At 57.5% G+C, this 16990-nt stretch carries 16 protein-coding genes; 14 read left to right on the plus strand and 2 right to left on the minus strand.

Annotated elements, in window-relative coordinates; all coding sequences use genetic code 11:
* Positions 1-207 precede the first annotated feature (207 nt).
* Positions 208-636 (plus strand): Ros/MucR family transcriptional regulator, encoded by a 429-nt coding sequence (locus ACQZ5M_RS16550; RefSeq protein ID WP_296015542.1) that lies wholly within the window; start codon positions 208-210, stop codon positions 634-636.
* Between the two features lie 196 nt (positions 637-832).
* Here ACQZ5M_RS16550 and ACQZ5M_RS16555 read toward each other — a convergent pair whose 3' ends face one another.
* The gene (locus ACQZ5M_RS16555) at positions 833-1933 is read right to left on the minus strand and encodes a saccharopine dehydrogenase family protein (protein WP_296036994.1); all 1101 of its coding nucleotides are present in this window, start codon (positions 1931-1933) and stop codon (positions 833-835) included.
* Positions 1934-2056: 123 nt separating this feature from the next.
* Between ACQZ5M_RS16555 and ACQZ5M_RS16560 the strand changes: the two genes are divergently transcribed.
* A complete protein-coding gene (locus ACQZ5M_RS16560) occupies positions 2057-2488 on the plus strand; it encodes an Lrp/AsnC family transcriptional regulator (protein WP_296036992.1) in 432 nt (143 codons plus the stop codon).
* A gap of 28 nt (positions 2489-2516) precedes the next feature.
* Here ACQZ5M_RS16560 and ACQZ5M_RS16565 read toward each other — a convergent pair whose 3' ends face one another.
* The gene (locus ACQZ5M_RS16565) at positions 2517-4178 is read right to left on the minus strand and encodes an alpha/beta hydrolase (protein ID WP_449080310.1); all 1662 of its coding nucleotides are present in this window, start codon (positions 4176-4178) and stop codon (positions 2517-2519) included.
* A 747-nt stretch (positions 4179-4925) separates the two neighbouring features.
* Here ACQZ5M_RS16565 and ACQZ5M_RS16570 point away from each other — a divergent pair.
* From ACQZ5M_RS16570 to ACQZ5M_RS16625, 12 genes are all read left to right on the plus strand, one after another.
* Positions 4926-5234, plus strand: coding sequence for a Dabb family protein (locus ACQZ5M_RS16570; RefSeq protein ID WP_296015537.1), 309 nt, complete (start codon positions 4926-4928; stop codon positions 5232-5234).
* 328 nt (positions 5235-5562) lie between these two features.
* Positions 5563-5832: a hypothetical protein gene (locus tag ACQZ5M_RS16575; RefSeq protein WP_296015535.1), complete on the plus strand. Its 270-nt coding sequence runs from the start codon at positions 5563-5565 to the stop codon at positions 5830-5832.
* 89 nt (positions 5833-5921) lie between these two features.
* On the plus strand, positions 5922-6593 hold the full coding sequence (locus ACQZ5M_RS16580; protein WP_296036985.1) for a response regulator transcription factor: 672 nt from the start codon (positions 5922-5924) through the stop codon (positions 6591-6593).
* On the plus strand, positions 6583-7983 hold the full coding sequence (locus tag ACQZ5M_RS16585; protein WP_296100843.1) for an ATP-binding protein: 1401 nt from the start codon (positions 6583-6585) through the stop codon (positions 7981-7983). Before ACQZ5M_RS16580 ends, ACQZ5M_RS16585 begins: the two co-directional genes overlap by 11 nt.
* A gap of 142 nt (positions 7984-8125) precedes the next feature.
* Complete coding sequence (locus ACQZ5M_RS16590; RefSeq protein ID WP_449080349.1) at positions 8126-8566, plus strand: hypothetical protein; 441 nt, start codon at positions 8126-8128, stop codon at positions 8564-8566.
* 221 nt (positions 8567-8787) lie between these two features.
* Positions 8788-9933 carry a c-type cytochrome biogenesis protein CcmI gene (gene ccmI, locus ACQZ5M_RS16595; RefSeq protein WP_449080311.1) on the plus strand — a complete coding sequence of 382 codons (1146 nt, stop codon included), beginning with the start codon at positions 8788-8790 and terminating at the stop codon, positions 9931-9933.
* On the plus strand, positions 9930-10397 hold the full coding sequence (ccmE, locus tag ACQZ5M_RS16600) for a cytochrome c maturation protein CcmE (RefSeq protein WP_296103883.1): 468 nt from the start codon (positions 9930-9932) through the stop codon (positions 10395-10397). The genes ccmI and ccmE overlap by 4 nt, the downstream gene beginning before the upstream one ends.
* Positions 10394-12385, plus strand: coding sequence for a heme lyase CcmF/NrfE family subunit (locus tag ACQZ5M_RS16605; RefSeq protein ID WP_449080312.1), 1992 nt, complete (start codon positions 10394-10396; stop codon positions 12383-12385). Before ccmE ends, ACQZ5M_RS16605 begins: the two co-directional genes overlap by 4 nt.
* Positions 12382-12846, plus strand: coding sequence for a cytochrome c-type biogenesis protein (locus ACQZ5M_RS16610; protein WP_449080313.1), 465 nt, complete (start codon positions 12382-12384; stop codon positions 12844-12846). Before ACQZ5M_RS16605 ends, ACQZ5M_RS16610 begins: the two co-directional genes overlap by 4 nt.
* A gap of 154 nt (positions 12847-13000) precedes the next feature.
* Positions 13001-14551 (plus strand): Do family serine endopeptidase, encoded by a 1551-nt coding sequence (locus tag ACQZ5M_RS16615; RefSeq protein ID WP_296036970.1) that lies wholly within the window; start codon positions 13001-13003, stop codon positions 14549-14551.
* A gap of 274 nt (positions 14552-14825) precedes the next feature.
* Entirely contained in the window at positions 14826-15524 is a 699-nt protein-coding gene (locus ACQZ5M_RS16620) for a response regulator transcription factor (RefSeq protein ID WP_449080350.1), read from the plus strand.
* Between the two features lie 2 nt (positions 15525-15526).
* Entirely contained in the window at positions 15527-16939 is a 1413-nt protein-coding gene (locus ACQZ5M_RS16625) for a sensor histidine kinase (protein WP_449080314.1), read from the plus strand.
* The last annotated feature ends 51 nt before the right edge of the window (positions 16940-16990 follow it).

Here is a 16990-nt window from a genome sequence, read left to right on the forward strand (position 1 = left end):
CATGAGACCGGGAAGTCTTGTTGGGTTAGTGCCAGAGATACAGTCACGGATCACGTTGGTCGCATCAGTAATCCCGCCTATTCTGCATGAAGCTTGGGGCTGGCTTCGTGTCATACACACAGTGCAGTTTTGTTGGTTTTTACTTTGCAATACTGGCGCATGTGGCTCTGCCCATCGCTATGCGAGACATGAACAGGAGACAATGAAATGACGGAAACTACATATGGCGGAGCCCAGAATCTGCTTGTCGAACTGACTGCGGATATTGTTGCCGCCTATGTTAGCCACCACGTTGTTCCGGTCGCGGAACTTCCAAGCCTGATTTCCGATGTACACAACGCTCTGAGCGGTACATCCGCTCCGGTGGCGGCATCGGTGAGCGTTGAAAAACAGAAGCCGGCGGTTTCTGTTCGAAAGTCGGTTCAGGATGATCAGATCATCTGCCTGGAATGTGGTGGTTCTTTCAAGTCGCTCAAGCGTCACCTGACGACGCACCACAGCATCACGCCGGAAGAATATCGCGAAAAGTGGGATTTGCCGGTGGACTACCCGATGGTCGCACCTGCCTATGCCGAAGCGCGCTCGCGTCTGGCCAAGGAAATGGGGCTTGGACAGCGCCGTAAGTCCGGCCGCTGATCTTCTTCGCAATTGACCGCGCTGAAATTGAAAGCCGGCCCTCGGGTCGGCTTTTGCTTTTCGTTAAGCAACGACGGTTGTATCAAATACAGTCGGCGGGCTGGCGTAACATTCATAAAAATGACGCCAGCCTTACATGTCTAAAACGTGAGCGAAGCTGGAAGACTGCGACACGCTCGTTGCGAGAAGAACCGTATCAGCCGACTTTCGCCAAGCCTTCACGAGGCACGTAATGCTGGCCGAAGCGGTTGCTCAAAAACGCATCCAGAGCCACATCTTCCTGCCTGACAAAGCCGCGAAGCGGCAATTTGCCATCGGCCAGGAGGTCGAGAACGGTGCAGATACCAGCTGCCGTGGTGATCTGGATTGCGCTCATCATGCGGCCGGAGATCGGGCTGGCATAGACTTTGTTGGCATAGGTTTCCTGCATGAAGCGACCGTTGCGCGTCCCGCACACGGTGACGAACACGATGACCACATCTTGCATCGTGGCGGGGAGCGCGTTTTCGAACAGATCCTTCAAGACGTCGCGACGGTTGCGCAAGTTGAGATCATTGAGAAGCGCCTTCATGATTGCCACGTGACCAGGATAGCGGATGGTTCGGTAGTTCATGGTGCGCACCTTGCCTTCCAGCGTAGCAGCCAGCGTTCCCAAACCTCCGGATGTGTTGAAGGCCTCGTAGGTAACGCCGTCGAGTGAGAATTCCTCTCGCTCTTCCAAAGCCGGAACGGCTGTAAGACGACCCTCGACGATGGCTTCGCAAGGCTCGATATATTCGTTGATCAGGCCGTCCGTGCTCCAGGTAAGATTGTAGTTCAAGGCGTTGGACGGATATTGCGGCAGGGCGCCAACGCGCATGCGCACACTGTCCAGCTTGTCGAAGCGAGCGGCCAAGTCGGCAGCGACAATAGAAATGAAGCCGGGTGCCAAGCCGCACTGTGGGATGAGCGCCACTTCCGATGTCTCGGCGAGTTTCTTCACCTTGCGAGTGGATTCGACATCTTCGGTAAGATCGAGATAATGCGTACCAACCGCAACCGCAGCTTCTGCAATACCTGCGGTCAGGTGGAAGGGCGCTGCGGACAGGACGGCAAACTTGTCCTTCAACAGAGCCTGAAGGCTCAGCCGATCGGTAATGTCCACCACTTCCGTATCGATCCGCTCATGCGTCGGAACATTGGATAGCTGCTCGACCGCACGATCGGCAACGGTGACGCGGTAATCGCCTGTCACCGCCAGCATCCAGGAAATGGCAGAGCCGATATTGCCAGCGCCCACTACAACGATGTGTTTCATGATCCGTCCCCTTGAGATTATGTATTGAGGTAACAGAATGCCGTTGCTCGCGGTTGATTCGTAGCTTTATTTCGATCAGATAGATGTGTAAGTTTAGACATAACGCCGAAGGAAACAGGCATTATGACCATCTCCGACAAGGATCGCGCTCTTCTATCTTTGCTGGGAAGCAATGCCCGCATGCCAGTAGCGGAATTGGCGCGCAAGCTCGGCCTTTCGCGAACGACGGTACAAGCGCGGCTTGAGCGGTTGGAAGCAGAAGGGGTAATCGCCGGCTATGGCCTCAGGCTCTCGGAAAACTATCTGTCCGGGCTTGTGCGCGCCCATGTGCTGATCACCATCGCCCCGAAGGCGTTGGCAGCGGTGACGATGTCGCTGTCTGCCATAAAGGAAGTGACGACGCTGCACTCCGTCAGCGGCAGCTTCGACCTTATTGCCGTCCTTGCCGCCCCCTCCATTGCGGAACTCGACGGTTTGATCGACAAGATCGGGGCATTGGACGGAGTTGAGCGCACCCTCTCGTCGATCATTCTATCCACGCGGATTTCTCGGTGAGACGCCCTCTTTTTCGTCGACGATCGCCTCACGCCTGATCGAGACTTCCGCGCCGAGCCTTGAAGAACATCTTCAGCCGCTGAAGCTCGTCCTCGCTCCAGCCCTGCGGAGTGGTCACCTCCATCCATGCATCGATGTAATGTTCCGGCGCATAGACGTGACCGTAGCCGATCGGAGCGGTCGTCGCTGCGGCCACGTCAAGCGTCAACTGCAGAAAGGTGACGAGCGGAAACCAGCGGAACGATGAGGAGATATCGCGCCCTCGAGGCTGGTTCATCCACTCGGGACGCCTACACAGGGATGACGTCTCAAAGAACGTGATCGGGTCGCTGGCATATTGCAGATACACGATCCGCATGGGCCCCCAGGACGCATTCGGCATTTTGGCAGTTTGATACTGATCGGCGAAGCGAATGACGGACGAATCTCGGAATCGAGGCAGCCATTGGGGTGTTCCATCGACGCGCCCATTGGTCGCCATGCGCCATGTAGGACTTGCGAATGGTGGCCCGCTCCACAGCGCGCCCTGAAACGGATCCGCCAGCACATCATAAAGATCTGACGATTTCTGGCTGTTCAACGCACCAAGGCTAAGCCCGTGAAGATAGAGCTTTGGCCGCGTGTCCTTGGGCAGCGTCGTCCAATAGCCATAGACCTCTTCGAAAAGAGCTCGCGCCGTCTCGACCCCATAATCCGGCTCCGTCAGAAGGGCGATCCAGCTGGACAGATAGGAATATTGGACCGCAACGCTGGCTATGTCGCCATTGTGCAGATACTCGACCGTATCCAGAGCTTCCGGATCGATCCAGCCCGTGCCGGTCGGTACCACGACGAGCAGCGTTTGACGCTGAAACGCGCCTGTTCGTTTCAACTCGTCAAGCGCAAGCTTTGCCCGTTCTGCCGGCGTATCTGCCGAATTGAGGCCGGCATAGACCCTGATCGGCTCAAGAGCGGGACGGCCCGTGAAGCTGGAGATCTGCTGCGCAGTGGGGCCGGTGGCAACAAACTCCCGTCCGCGACGGCCGAGAGACTGCCACGTCATCAACGAGCCATCGCTGCCGGTTTTCAGCTGGTCGGTCGGCTTGGGGACGTCGGGCTCGATAAGGCTGTCCACCTGCTTCAGCGAGCTATCGGCAAAGCGCAGTCCGATATCGAAAATCAGGCCGTTCAGCACCATCCAGGCGAGCACTATTGCCGCAATCGCGCTTACGACATTGGCCAGCCTGCGCGGAAGAAAGCGTCGACTGCGCAGCGCTAGCAATAGGCGCACCAGTTGGAAAAGCCGCCCGAAGCCAATCAGAATAGCGGCAACGGCCACCGCGACCGCTCCGGTTCTGATGGGGTGACTGGTGTCCAGCGGGCTCATTTCCATCAGTAGACGGATGGAGTTTTGCCAACGCCCCGCCTGCCAGAGAAAACCGATTGCGGAAACGATAGCGGCAAGCGACAAGACAAAGCGGATGCCGCGCCGATCATGCCTGGAGGGTTGCGGCAACTCAAGATAGACGTAAATCGTCTTCAGCAGTATGCCGATCAGGTACCCGATCGCAAAGGAAAATCCGCAAAGCACGCCCTGCATGATGAAGGTACGTGGCAGAAGCGAAGGGGTGAGCGACGCGCAGAACAGCAGCGTGCCAAAAACGACACCAGTGCTGGAGAGCGGTCCGAGAAAGCGCCTGATCCATCGCAAGCAGCGACTCCTCCCATGATTCTGGCTGAGCGTTCTAGATTGAACTGAAGCATCGCGACTGCGCGATGGTCAATCCAGTTCGGGCTTTGCAGCTAGGAAAGAAATCACAGAGTAAAAAAAGCCCGCGATGGACTTCGTCACATCACGGGCTGTTCTCACATGCCGGGAAACCGCCATCATGGCGTGTATGCGGCAATCACTTCTTTGGAGACTGTGAAGGCTTTGGCTGACTTCCGCCTTCGCGCATCTGCCGCCACTCGCTCTCGAGGCGGTCGTAAATATTTTGGGGAATTGTCGCTGTCATGGCATTCCTCCTGACTGGTTGATGCAGCTCCATTTGCGGGCTCTGAAACCAAGTAAGAGGGTGAGAGGTTCCGGGATTCAAGCAAAAATTTTTCCTTAAATCGGTTCGTAGCTATTAAAATCGATTAAGATTTTTTCAAATCGATTTAAGTGTGGCGCTCCGAGCGGGGACAAATCCGTCACTTGCCTGCAGTTGCATTTTCCGGGCGCTTCATGAGCTTTTGCAGACGATGATTCTTCCGCATATCAAAGTGCTATGTGCCCGCTTAAACACTCTAAAAAGCGGCAGAGGCGCCTGCCTTGCGGTCCTGACAACCGCATCGGCACATCATTTTGATGAGCACGCGTGGTTAGTCGCTGGCTAGCGGATTGAACGCGTCGCCACAGGGTGATAGGCGGTCCCTTTAAATTTGTCGCGACGTGTTCAATGACAGGTGCACATTCATGATCCGCCACATCGTCTTCTTCACTGTACCGGAAGCTAACCGTGATGCCGTGCGCAAGGGCCTGTCCGGCCTGACTGCGATCTCGCATGCCTCGAAACTGGAGATTGGCGAGAACGTCAAAAAAGATCAGTGGGGGAATTCGGTGGATTTCATCGTCTATGGCGAATTCGAAAGTGAAAATGCACTGGCTGCTTATAAGGCCGACCCCGCCTACGAGCTTTCCACCAACACCGTGAAACCGCTGCGCGATACTCGGGTTGCCGCGGACTTCGACGCCGACAAAGCCGTCAAGGCGCCAATCATCTAGGCGGGTGAGACAAGCCTTTCGCTTTCCTCAATCGTCGCCTTAACGGCCGAAAGCTGCTCGGCAGATTTTTCGTTCAAACGATTCGAAAGATTCAAGGAAGGGGCAAAGCGCGTCGGAAACGGGGCTAGAAGCCAGTGGAGCGGATGCGTCACTCTCGCCATCCATTTCTGACCGACCGATGCGCGGTTTGCCATTGTAAAGCTGCGGCCGTCCCCAGCTTGAACCGCAGCAAAAGACCACATTCATTTGCCATTCAGGCGCTTTGAGCTAAATATTGCCGCAACAAACTATTTGACGTGCATCCGACTTTTTGTGGAAGTTTTTGCAAATGGCATCTCCTCTCATCATTGCGACGCTTGCGGCTGGACTATCCGGCTTCCCCGCGCCGCAAGTGGATTTGCGGGCCGGTGCCGTCGAAGCGCCGATCGTGCGCGTTGCCAGCGATTGTACCGGCGCTGTTTCCCGCGTCGTCCGTGAAACTGGCGGTCAGCTTCTTTCCGTCTATCCGTCCGGCGATGGTCAGTCCTGCGTGGTCACGGTGCTGGTGCAGGGCAATGGCGAACGTCCGCGCAAGGTGACCATGCGCGTACCTATGTAGTTGAATCCCGGCCTAAATCTCCGTACATCTCCTGTAGACATGTTTCGAATGCCGGCCCGCGGCCGGTTGGACTGAAAAAGGGGCAGACGATGCGCATTCTCGTGGTCGAGGACGATACCAACCTGAACCGTCAATTGACCGACGCGCTGAAAGAGGCGGGGTATGTGGTCGATCAGGCTTTCGATGGCGAGGAAGGGCATTATCTCGGCGATACGGAGCCCTATGACGCAATCGTCCTCGATATCGGCCTGCCGCAGATGGACGGCATCACCGTCGTCGAAAAATGGCGTTCGTCCGGCAAGTCGATGCCTGTTCTGATCCTGACAGCACGTGACCGCTGGAGCGATAAGGTCGCCGGTATAGACGCGGGCGCGGACGATTACGTGACAAAGCCTTTCCATGTGGAGGAAGTGCTGGCCCGTGTGCGCGCTTTGATTCGCCGCGCCGCTGGCCATGCATCCTCCGAGATTGTCTGTGGCCCTGTGAGGCTGGATACTAAGTCCTCCAAGGCAACGGTCAACGGAGTGACCTTGAAGCTTACCTCCCACGAATTCCGTCTGCTGTCTTATCTCATGCATCACATGGGTGAGGTCGTATCGCGAACCGAACTTGTCGAACATATGTACGATCAGGATTTCGATCGGGATTCCAACACGATCGAAGTCTTTGTTGGTCGACTGCGCAAGAAGCTCGGGGTCGATCTGATCGAGACCATTCGTGGCCTCGGCTACCGGATGCAAGCGCCGCAAGATGCGAAGTAATTCACTCACCGCCCGCGTTCTGTTGCTGGCGTCGGCATGGTCCGTGCTGGCGCTGGTGGTGATCGCAGTGGTGATTTCGACGCTCTATCGCCAGGGCGTCGAGCGTAGCTTTACCGATTTGTTGCGCGCCCAGCTTTACAACGTCATCAATTCCGTGACGATTTCTAATGACAACACGCTTGCCGGAAGCCCGCAGCTTGGCGATCTGCGTTTCTCCCAGCCCGACACCGGCTGGTACTGGGTTGTTGAACCCCTCGGCAACTTTCAGACAGCACAGTTGGTCTCTTCTTCGCTGGGTGTGTCCAAGCTTGCCGTTCCCAGCATTCTCGATGTCCCTTTCGATAACCGCTACGAGCGCTATTACACGCTGACGGATCAAGCCGGAAATCGCATTCAGGTGGCCGAAACCGAAGTCGTGCTGGACGGAGAGGGCAGAGCGGCGCGGTTTCGCGTGACCGGCAATCTGAACGTCGTGGAAGACGACGTGCGGGATTTTTCCAATAGCCTTTATCTGGCGCTCGCCGTCTTCGGCGTCGGCAGTCTCGTCGTTAATGGCCTTGCCATCCTCTATAGTCTCCGCCCGCTGGACCACGCGCGCGTGGCGCTCGGCAAGATACGCGGTGGCGAGGCGGAGCGGCTCGAGGGTGAGTTCCCCCGGGAAATTCAGCCACTCGCCCATGAGGTCAATGCGCTGATCGAAAGCAACCGGCGTATCGTCGAGCGCGCGCGCATGCAGGTCGGCAATCTCGCGCATTCATTGAAGACGCCGATTGCAGTCTTGTTGAACGAGGCGCGCACGCTGGACAGCCAGCATGGCGATCTGGTGCGAGCGCAAGCCGATGCCATGCAGGCGCAGGTTCAGTCCTATCTTTCGCGAGCCCGCATCGCCGCACAGCGTGGCTCGATCCTGGCGCGCGCCGAAGCAGAGCCGGCGCTGGAGCGTCTGATCCGTGTGATGCGGCGTCTCAATCCCGATAAAATATTCGAACTCGATCTTCACCAGCCCGGTGTCCTTCTCGCCATGGAGCAGCAGGATCTGGAAGAAGTCGTCGGCAATCTTCTCGAAAATGCGGCACGGTTTGCCAACAAGCGCGTCGTCGTGCGTATGACGACCGGAAGCCACACATCATCCGATCCGGACATTACCCGTCGCGCCTGGGTAGAACTGACGGTCGAAGATGATGGTCCCGGTCTTGAGCCCGACCAGATTACCGAAGCGCTCAAGCGTGGCAGAAGGCTCGATGAAAGCCGACCCGGTACAGGCCTTGGCCTTTCCATCGTCAGCGAGGTAGTTTCCGAATATCACGGCAAGTTTGCCTTGTCGCGAAGCGAACTCGGCGGATTGAAGGCCGCGCTGCTTTTGCCGGGCCTTTCGAAAGAACTTGCTTAAGGCATGGGAAAAGGCAATTAATTCAAACTGAAAGAACGTTAAAACCTGCCTGACCAGGCGTGGTTCTGTGCCGTGACCGACAGGTTCATGCGTCGAGTTGTCAAGGAGTGGTATTTTGATCGAAGCGAAGTTCAGTTCAGGTATGAGGTCAGCAAGGGCTCGCGCGGCAGGGTCTGCCGTGCTGTCGCTGGTCGTCGTTTCCGTCTTGAGCTCCTGCGCAACATCCAATACCCGCGGCGGTGCAAGCGGCACGGGTCTCTTCGGCGGAGGTTCCTCTGCGTCCGTTTCCTACATTTCCAGCCTTCAGGGCGGGATCGTGTCGCGCAGTGGAATTCAATTGAGCAGAGGCGATTACAACAAGGCCTTGGAAGCGGAATATCGCGCTCTTGAAACAGCGCCCGGCGGGCAGGCCGTGACCTGGAGCGGCAGCGCCAAGGGTGAAGTCGTCGCGAATGCGCCCTATCAAGTGGGCAATCAGAATTGCCGTCAATACTCCCATACCATTACGGATAATGGCCGCGAAGCGAAGGTGCGTGGTGCAGCGTGTCGTAACGCAGACGGAACTTGGACGCCGCTGACTTGAGGACGTGGCGAAACGTCCGGCGCCGCTTTGAAATGGCATAGTGCCACTCCCGTCATGGTTTTGGCCAATCCTCCTCGTGATCGACATTCTTCCATTTGACTTGCGTCAAGGAAGGCGTAGGTCTTCCTATGAGAGAAAGTCGCGCGGCCGATGGCCTCAAATTCGTGTCATCCTGTTGCGACATGTTTAAAAGCAACGCGCATTCGAGTAGTTGATTGGGAATGTTCTGGATTCTCGTTGCCATACTGACGGCGGCTGTCGCCATCGTTCTCACCCATCCGCTGATGCGCAGCAGGCAGGCCGCCATTGCCGATCGGCAGGGCGAGGTTGCTGTCTATCGCGATCAGTTGGCGGAACTTGAGCGAGAGCGTGCGTCCGGCCTGATTGGCGAAACGGAGGCAGATTATGCGCGGGCTGAGATTGGACGCCGGCTACTGGCCGCTGCTTCTGGACCAAACCAGCCCGATGGCGCTTCGACAGCACGCCGCCACAATGTGATTGCGACCATTGTCACCGCGCTGATACCGCTCACAGGCCTCTGTCTATACTTGTGGATGGGCAGTCCGAACCGCCCGGACATGCCGCTGGAAGCACGCCTGGAAAACCCCGGCAACGATATGAACCTTTTGATCGCCAAGGCTGAACGGCACCTGGCGCAAAACCCGCAGGATGGTGCTGGATGGGACGTGCTGGCACCGATCTACTTCAAGACGATGCGATTTGCCGATGCCGAAATGGCCTACCGGAATGCGATCCGCATTCTGGGGGAAAATGCGCAGCGACTGACCGGCCTCGGCGAAACGCTGGTGACGTCCAGTCAGGGCATCGTCACCGACGAGGCGCAGTCTGCCTTTGCCGATGCGGAGAGGATGCGTCCGGGCAATCCTCGGGCGCAGTTCTATCTGGCGCTGGCGTTGGAGCAGGCTGGCAAGATGGATGAAGCACGCGATGCCTTTGCCGAAATCCTGCAGACATCTCCGGCAGGTGCGCCGTGGATTGCGCTGGTTGAGGCTCATTTGAAGGCAACGGGCGGCGATGCTGCAATTGCTGCCGCGCAAAAGCCTGAAGCGCCCGCAAACCCGACGGCAGAGGATATCGAGGCGGCCAATACCATGTCGCCCGAGGATCGCCAGGCGATGATCTCCGGCATGGTGGAAAGCTTGGATGGCAAGCTTAGACAACAGCCCGATAATTTCGAGGGCTGGATGCGGCTCGTGCGCTCCTATGCCATGCTGAATAATGAAGACAAGGCGAAGGAAGCGCTGCGCAACGGCCTGAAAGCTTTCCCGCCCGGTGGTGAGCAGGGCAAGAAGCTTCTGGCGCTGGCACAGCAGCTCGGTATTAATGCCGATGGAGCGACCCAATGACACGCAAGCAGAAACGATTGGCCATTATCGGCGGGGGCGTGAGCTTCATCATGCTTGCCGTGTTTCTTGTGATGTTTGCCTTTGGTCAGTCCATCGCTTACTTCTACATGCCTGCCGATCTTCAAAAGAATGCTGTCGCTCCCGGAACCCGCATCCGTCTCGGTGGGCTGGTTGCCGAAGGTTCGGTGAAACGCGGCGAAGGCCGCACGGTGGGCTTCACCGTGACGGATGGAACGGGAAGCGTCCCGGTCAGCTATACGGGTATTCTGCCAGACCTCTTTCGCGAAGGCCAAGGCGTTGTAACGGAAGGTGTGTTCGATGCCGCAACTCATGCCTTCATGGCCGACAGCGTACTGGCTAAGCATGACGAGAACTACATGCCGAAAGAAGTTGCCGATCGGCTGAAGGACAAGGGTCTCTGGCAGCATACTGAAGAGGGCAACAAGACTGGGGCGACCAAATGATTACCGAAATCGGCCATTACTGTCTGATCCTCGCACTTGCGGTGTCCTTGGTCGTTTCGATTCTTCCCGTCATCGGCGTGCGCCGTTACGATCGCGCGCTGATGGACGTTGCCTCCGTCGGTTCACTACTGATGTTCCTTCTGGTCGGCTTGAGCTTTGCCGCCCTGACGCGCGCCTACGCCATTTCCGACTTTTCGCTGAAAAACGTCTTCGAGAACTCGCATTCCCTGATGCCGATGATCTACAAGCTTACTGGCGTATGGGGAAACCATGAGGGCTCGATGCTCTTGTGGCTGCTGATTCTGGTGTTTTTCAGCGCGCTCGTCGCCGTCTATGGTCGCAACCTTCCCGAAACGCTGAAGGCCAATGTGCTTTCGGTACAGGCTTGGATCAGTACGGCTTTCTTGTTGTTCATCCTTCTGACGTCCAACCCTTTTCTGCGCCTCGACCCGGTGCCGGCTGAAGGGCAGGATCTGAACCCCATCCTTCAGGATCTCGGTCTCGCCATCCATCCACCGTTGCTTTATCTGGGCTATGTGGGCTTTTCCGTCTGCTTCTCCTTTGCGGTCGCTGCCTTGATGGAAGGGCGCATCGATGCCGCATGGGCGCGTTGGGTGCGGCCATGGACCCTTGCTGCCTGGACCTTTCTGACCGCCGGTATCGCCATGGGCTCTTACTGGGCCTACTACGAACTCGGCTGGGGCGGCTGGTGGTTCTGGGACCCTGTCGAAAACGCCTCCTTCATGCCCTGGCTTGCGGGAACCGCGCTCTTGCATTCGGCGCTCGTCATGGAAAAGCGCGAGGCGCTGAAAATCTGGACCGTGCTGCTTGCGATCATGACCTTTTCGCTGTCGCTGCTTGGCACCTTCCTTGTTCGCTCGGGCGTATTGACCTCTGTCCACGCCTTCGCCACCGATCCGAGCCGCGGTATTTTTATTCTCTGCATCCTGACGATGTTTATCGGCGGTGCTTTCTCGCTCTTCGCATGGCGCGCCCCGACGCTGAAGGCGGGCGGTCTTTTCGCGCCGATTTCGCGAGAAGGTGCGCTCGTTCTCAACAACCTGATCCTGACGGTCTCCACCGCCACGGTGCTGACCGGCACGCTCTATCCGCTGGTTCTCGAGACGCTGACAGGCGAAAAAATCTCCGTTGGTGCGCCCTTCTTCAATATCACGTTTGGCCTGTTGATGATCCCGGTCCTGATCGTCACGCCTTTCGGCCCCATGTTGGCCTGGAAGCGGGGCGACCTTCTTGGCGCCTTCCAGCGGCTCTACGTAGCAGCGGCTCTGGCCGCTCTTGCCGGGCTGGCGCTCTGGTATATCGAAAATGGCGGGCCGGTGCTGGCCGCACTCGGTATTGCCGCAGGCTTCTGGCTGATCTTCGGCGCACTTGCCGATCTCTGGTATCGTGCAAACTTTGGCAAGCTGGCCCTTAGCATCGCTTTGCGCCGACTGAAGGGTCTGCCGCGTTCGACTTTCGGAACGGCGCTGGCGCATATGGGTCTTGGGATTACGGTGCTTGGTATTGTGACCGTAACCACCTTTGAGACCGAAACCGTCGTCGAGATGAAGCATGGCATGGCGGTGGAAGCTGGCGGCTACAGCCTGACCTTTGACGGAATTCGTCACTTTGTCGGTCCGAACTATAGCGAAGATCGAGGTCACTTCACCGCTCGCAAGGCCGGTGCGAAAGTCGCGGATGTCTGGTCTTCCAAACGACTTTACACCGCACGCCGGATGCCGACGACCGAAGCCGGTATCATGACCTTCGGCCTGTCTCAGCTTTATGTCTCTCTTGGCGACCCCATGCAGGACGGCGGTATCGTCGTACGCATCTGGTGGAAGCCCTTCATTCTCTGCATCTGGGGTGGGGCGCTCTTCATGATGCTTGGAGGGTTCATCTCTCTGTCTGACCGTCGCCTGCGTGTCGGCGCGCCCAATCGCAAGGCCAGACCTGCCAAGGCCGCGGCTCTGGAGGCTGCGGAATGACGGCGGTTCTGGCGAGAGTGTCGTTGCTCTTTCTTCTGGCCTTCAGCGCTTTTCCGGCCTTCGCCTTCAACCCGGACGAGGTGCTGTCCGACCCCGCACTTGAAACGCGCGCGCGCAACCTCACCGCACAACTGCGCTGCATGGTTTGCCAGAACCAGTCGATCGATGACAGCAATGCGGAGCTTGCTCGCGATCTGCGTCTTCTGGTTCGGGATCGGCTGGTCAAGGGCGACAGCGACGAGGCCGTTATCAACTATGTCGTCTCCCGTTACGGCGAATTCGTGCTGCTGAAACCACGCTTCACTGCGCGGACGCTCGTCTTGTGGGGTGCGCCGATCGGCCTTCTTCTGATCGGCGTGGTCGCGGTCTTCGTCTTTTCACGTCGTCGTGCGGCTCTCGCCGAAGGTGAAAAACTGACCTCGGATGAAGAGGCGCGCATCCGCCAATTGCTGGAACGCTGACCTAGCGCACCTGATGCGGCGGCTTTGACAAGATTACTATTTTTTCATTCTGCAGACACTTCGTTGTAAGGTGGAAGTCCCTATATCTTTCATCATCCACCGCTACTCCGGTTCCCTCGGAGTCTCCAGTCAGATGAACAGAGAAGGTAATCACATGTCTCAATTGCAAAACGGACGCTCCTCGTTGAAGACCGTTCTGAAGTCTTCCGCCGTTGGCGGTCTTGCCGCGTTGATGCTAACCACCGGTGTCGCCGGCCCGATAGCCCGTTCCTTTGCAGCACCTGTCGAGGTTAATGCGCCTCAGGTGCCGAGCTTTGCCAATGTGGTTGATGCCGTTTCTCCCGCGGTCGTTTCGGTCCGTGTCAAATCCAATGTCGAGCCGGTGTCTGACGACAGCAGCGGCTTTTCCTTCGGCGGTCGCGGTCTCGACCAGCTTCCTGACGATCACCCGCTGAAGCGCTTCTTCAAGGAATTCGGTGGTCCGGGTGCAAATGAAGACAAGCGCGGTCCGAACCGCCATCGTGAAGGGAAGGGCCCGCTTCGCCCTGTCGCTCAGGGCTCTGGTTTCTTTATTTCCGAAGACGGCTACATCGTTACGAACAACCACGTCGTTGACGATGGATCTGCCTACACTGTGGTCCTCAATGACGGTACGGAATATGATGCCAAGTTGATCGGCCGCGATAGCCGCACCGACCTTGCGGTTCTGAAGGTCGATGTGAATCGCAAGTTTACCTATGTGCAGTTCGCCGATGACAGCAAGATTCGCGTTGGTGATTGGGTCGTGGCCGTTGGTAATCCCTTTGGTCTCGGCGGTACGGTGACGTCTGGTATCGTCTCGGCCCGCGGTCGTGATATCGGCTCCGGTCCCTATGACGACTACCTGCAGATCGACGCAGCCGTGAACCGTGGTAACTCCGGTGGCCCTGCCTTCAACCTCAACGGCGAAGTGGTCGGCATCAATACCGCGATCTTCTCTCCCTCCGGCGGCAATGTCGGTATAGCGTTCGCCATTCCCGCATCCGTTGCCAAGGATGTCGTTCAGGATCTGATCAAGGACGGCAAGGTCGAGCGTGGTTGGCTCGGCGTGCAGATCCAGCCCGTCAGCAAGGATATAGCCGAATCGCTTGGTCTCTCCGAAGCCAAGGGTGCTCTGGTCGTCGCTCCGCAGGCGGGCTCTCCAGGTGATAAGGCCGGCATCAAGCAGGGTGATATCATCACCGCGGTCAATGGCGATCCGATCAAGGATGCTCGTGAATTGTCTCGTCGGATCGGTGCGCTGGCACCCAACACCAAGGTCGAGTTGTCGCTGTGGCGCAATGGTAAGTCCCAGTCTGTCAGTGTCACGCTCGGCGATCTTGCAAGCGATGACGCATCTGCGGGCGCCAAGGGTCAAAACGATAACGATCGCGGCGGTCAGTCCTCCAGCGAGAAGGCTCTCTCCAGCCTCGGCCTGACGGTCGCGCCTGCGGAAGATGGCAATGGCCTTGCCATCACCGATGTCGATCCGGACTCCGATGCCGCAACCCGTGGCCTGAAGGCCGGTGAAAAGATCACCTCGGTCAACAACCAGCAGGTCGCATCCGCGGCCGATGTTGAGAAGGTGATTTCGCAAGCCAAGAAGGACGGTCGCACCAAGGCTCTGTTCCAGATCGAAACCGAGCAGGGCAGCCGCTTCATCGCCCTCGACATTGATCAGGGCTGATTAGCAAAGACGGGAGAGGGGCGTTTTGCCCCTCTCATTTTTAGTCGCAGAACAACAAAAACATCGCCGATGAGTTCGGCGTCTTGGTGTTTTGCGATCAGCTATGGTGGTCGGGTGTCGGCCATCCACGGCCAAAGTCACTGCCCGCCTCTTCAACGCGTGACAGGCCGAGCAGTCAGGAGACATCGTCATGGCGGACCTCATGAGCCAATCCATGGAAAGTCATCTGCATAATGTTTCGGGCGAACCTCTTTCCGGTTGTGCGCTGAATGATATGGACGTTAATGTTCCCCACATGAAAATACTTGTTATTGAAGATGATCTGGAAGCTGCCGCCTACATGACGAAGGCGTTTCGTGAAGCGGGTATTGTTGTCGATCATGCAAGCGATGGCGAAAGCGGTCTGTTTATGGGCTGCGAAAATGTCTACGACGTCATGGTCATCGACCGGATGCTACCGCGTCGAGACGGACTCTCCGTCATCTCCGAGTTGCGCAAGAAGGGTATAGAGACGCCAGTCCTCATCCTCTCTGCGCTTGGTCAGGTCGATGACCGCGTGACGGGTCTTCGTGCCGGTGGCGACGATTATCTGCCGAAGCCCTACGCTTTCAATGAACTGCTCGCCCGCATCGAAGTGCTTGGCCGCCGCAAGGGCAAGCCTGAGCAGGACATGATTTATCGTGTGGGCGATCTCGAACTCGACAGGCTCTCTCATGACGTGCGCCGCAACGGCAAGGAAATACTGCTTCAGCCGCGTGAATTTCGCCTGCTGGAATATCTGATGAAGAATGCCGGTCAGGTGGTGACCCGCACCATGCTCCTGGAAAATGTCTGGGACTATCACTTTGATCCCCAGACCAACGTGATCGACGTTCACGTGTCGCGGCTCCGCTCGAAGATCGAGAAGGATTTTGACAAGCCGTTGCTGAAGACGATCCGCGGTGCAGGCTATATGATGAAGGATGAAGGCTAGCCATGCCTTCGCGCCTGCGCCTTCTTTTCAGCTCCACCGCTGTCCGTCTGTCTGCGCTTTATATTCTGCTCTTCGCGCTCTGCGCTGCTTTCTTGGTTTTCTACGTCACCGCGCTTTCCGAGCGTCTTTTGAACCAGCAGACGCGCGACGCCGTGCTTCAGGAGGTCAATGACGTCCAGCGGATTTATGAGCGCGGCGGTATCAATCCGCTGTTGCGGATGATGGAGCGGCGCGCCCGACAGCCTGGTGCCAGCCTTTATGTGATAGCGGGTCCCAATGGCGAGATCCTGGCGGGTAACGTCGCCTCGGTTCAGCCGGGCGTTTTCGACAGCGAAGGCTGGACGGATTTTCCCTTCACCTACGAACGCTACTCTGAAAGCGGAGATAGCGTGAAACACCTCGCAACCGCCAATATCTTCGTCCTCGACAATGGTCTTCGAATCCTCGTCGGACGCGACCTGGGAGAACCCACGAAGTTCAGGTTGTTGGTCCGAAATGCGCTAATGGTGGCCCTCGCCATCATGGGGGGCGGCGCGCTTATCATCTGGTTCGCGATCGGGCAAAACGCCCTGAAGCGGCTTGATCGCATGTCCGCGGCGACGAAGAAGATCATGGCGGGCGATCTGTCGCAAAGGCTGCCGCAAGGCCGTTCCGGAGACGAGTTCGATCGTCTCTCTGGTTCGCTGAACGCAATGCTTGGCCGCATCGAAAAGCTCAATGAAGGCTTGCGCCAAGTTTCCGACAATATTGCGCACGACCTGAAGACGCCGCTGACGCGTCTGCGCAATAAGGCGGCAGATGCGCTCGACGATAAAGATGAAAACAAGCGTCGCGCAGCGCTTGAAGGCATCATTGCTGAATCCGATCAATTGATCCGCACGTTCAACGCGCTTTTGATGATCTCGCGAGTCGAGGCAGGCTCGATCGCCGCTGAGATGACCGATGTGGATGTCTCAGCCATCGCCGAAGACAGTGCAGAGCTTTACGAGCCGGTCGCGGAAGAGGAAGGTCTGACGCTGACCACAGCTATTGAGCCAGGACTTGTGGTGCAGGGAAATCGGGAACTAATTGGCCAGGCGCTAACAAATCTGATCGACAATGCCATTAAATATGCAGGCGGGCATGATGGCCCGAAACGCCTGTCCGTTCATCTTGCTCAGAGTGACGAAGGGATCGTTCTTTCGGTTGCCGATACCGGTCCCGGCGTTCCGGCTGAAAAGCGCGGCGAGGTGATCAAACGCTTCGTGCGGCTGGACGAAAGCCGCTCAAAGCCCGGTACAGGCTTGGGCCTGTCCCTGGTAGAAGCGGTGATGGAGCTTCACGGGGGCGCGCTTCGTCTTTTCGATACCGATCCGGACAATAGAACCTCGCCCGGCCTGACCGTGTCCATGGTCTTTCCAGCGTCGAAGCCTTAAGGTTAGTGTCTTTCCGTGACGGCGGTGACTGCACAGCTGTTCAGGGAGAGG

This window comes from Rhizobium sp. 22-785-1, from assembly GCF_053521965.1.

Bases quoted from the DNA above. Each gene is read 5' to 3' on its own strand.
- ACQZ5M_RS16580 (WP_296036985.1), top strand. From the start codon at position 5,922: ATGCGCATTCTCGTGGTCGAGGACGATACCAACCTGAACCGTCAATTG.
- ACQZ5M_RS16550 (WP_296015542.1), top strand. From the start codon at position 208: ATGACGGAAACTACATATGGCGGAGCCCAGAATCTGCTTGTCGAACTG.
- ACQZ5M_RS16615 (WP_296036970.1), top strand. From the start codon at position 13,001: ATGTCTCAATTGCAAAACGGACGCTCCTCGTTGAAGACCGTTCTGAAG.
- ccmE (WP_296103883.1), top strand. From the start codon at position 9,930: ATGACACGCAAGCAGAAACGATTGGCCATTATCGGCGGGGGCGTGAGC.
- ACQZ5M_RS16610 (WP_449080313.1), top strand. From the start codon at position 12,382: ATGACGGCGGTTCTGGCGAGAGTGTCGTTGCTCTTTCTTCTGGCCTTC.
- ACQZ5M_RS16575 (WP_296015535.1), top strand. From the start codon at position 5,563: ATGGCATCTCCTCTCATCATTGCGACGCTTGCGGCTGGACTATCCGGC.
- ACQZ5M_RS16620 (WP_449080350.1), top strand. From the start codon at position 14,826: ATGGACGTTAATGTTCCCCACATGAAAATACTTGTTATTGAAGATGAT.
- ACQZ5M_RS16625 (WP_449080314.1), top strand. From the start codon at position 15,527: ATGCCTTCGCGCCTGCGCCTTCTTTTCAGCTCCACCGCTGTCCGTCTG.
- ACQZ5M_RS16585 (WP_296100843.1), top strand. From the start codon at position 6,583: ATGCGAAGTAATTCACTCACCGCCCGCGTTCTGTTGCTGGCGTCGGCA.
- ACQZ5M_RS16590 (WP_449080349.1), top strand. From the start codon at position 8,126: ATGAGGTCAGCAAGGGCTCGCGCGGCAGGGTCTGCCGTGCTGTCGCTG.
- ACQZ5M_RS16605 (WP_449080312.1), top strand. From the start codon at position 10,394: ATGATTACCGAAATCGGCCATTACTGTCTGATCCTCGCACTTGCGGTG.
- ACQZ5M_RS16555 (WP_296036994.1), bottom strand. From the start codon at position 1,933: ATGAAACACATCGTTGTAGTGGGCGCTGGCAATATCGGCTCTGCCATT.
- ACQZ5M_RS16560 (WP_296036992.1), top strand. From the start codon at position 2,057: ATGACCATCTCCGACAAGGATCGCGCTCTTCTATCTTTGCTGGGAAGC.
- ACQZ5M_RS16570 (WP_296015537.1), top strand. From the start codon at position 4,926: ATGATCCGCCACATCGTCTTCTTCACTGTACCGGAAGCTAACCGTGAT.
- ccmI (WP_449080311.1), top strand. From the start codon at position 8,788: ATGTTCTGGATTCTCGTTGCCATACTGACGGCGGCTGTCGCCATCGTT.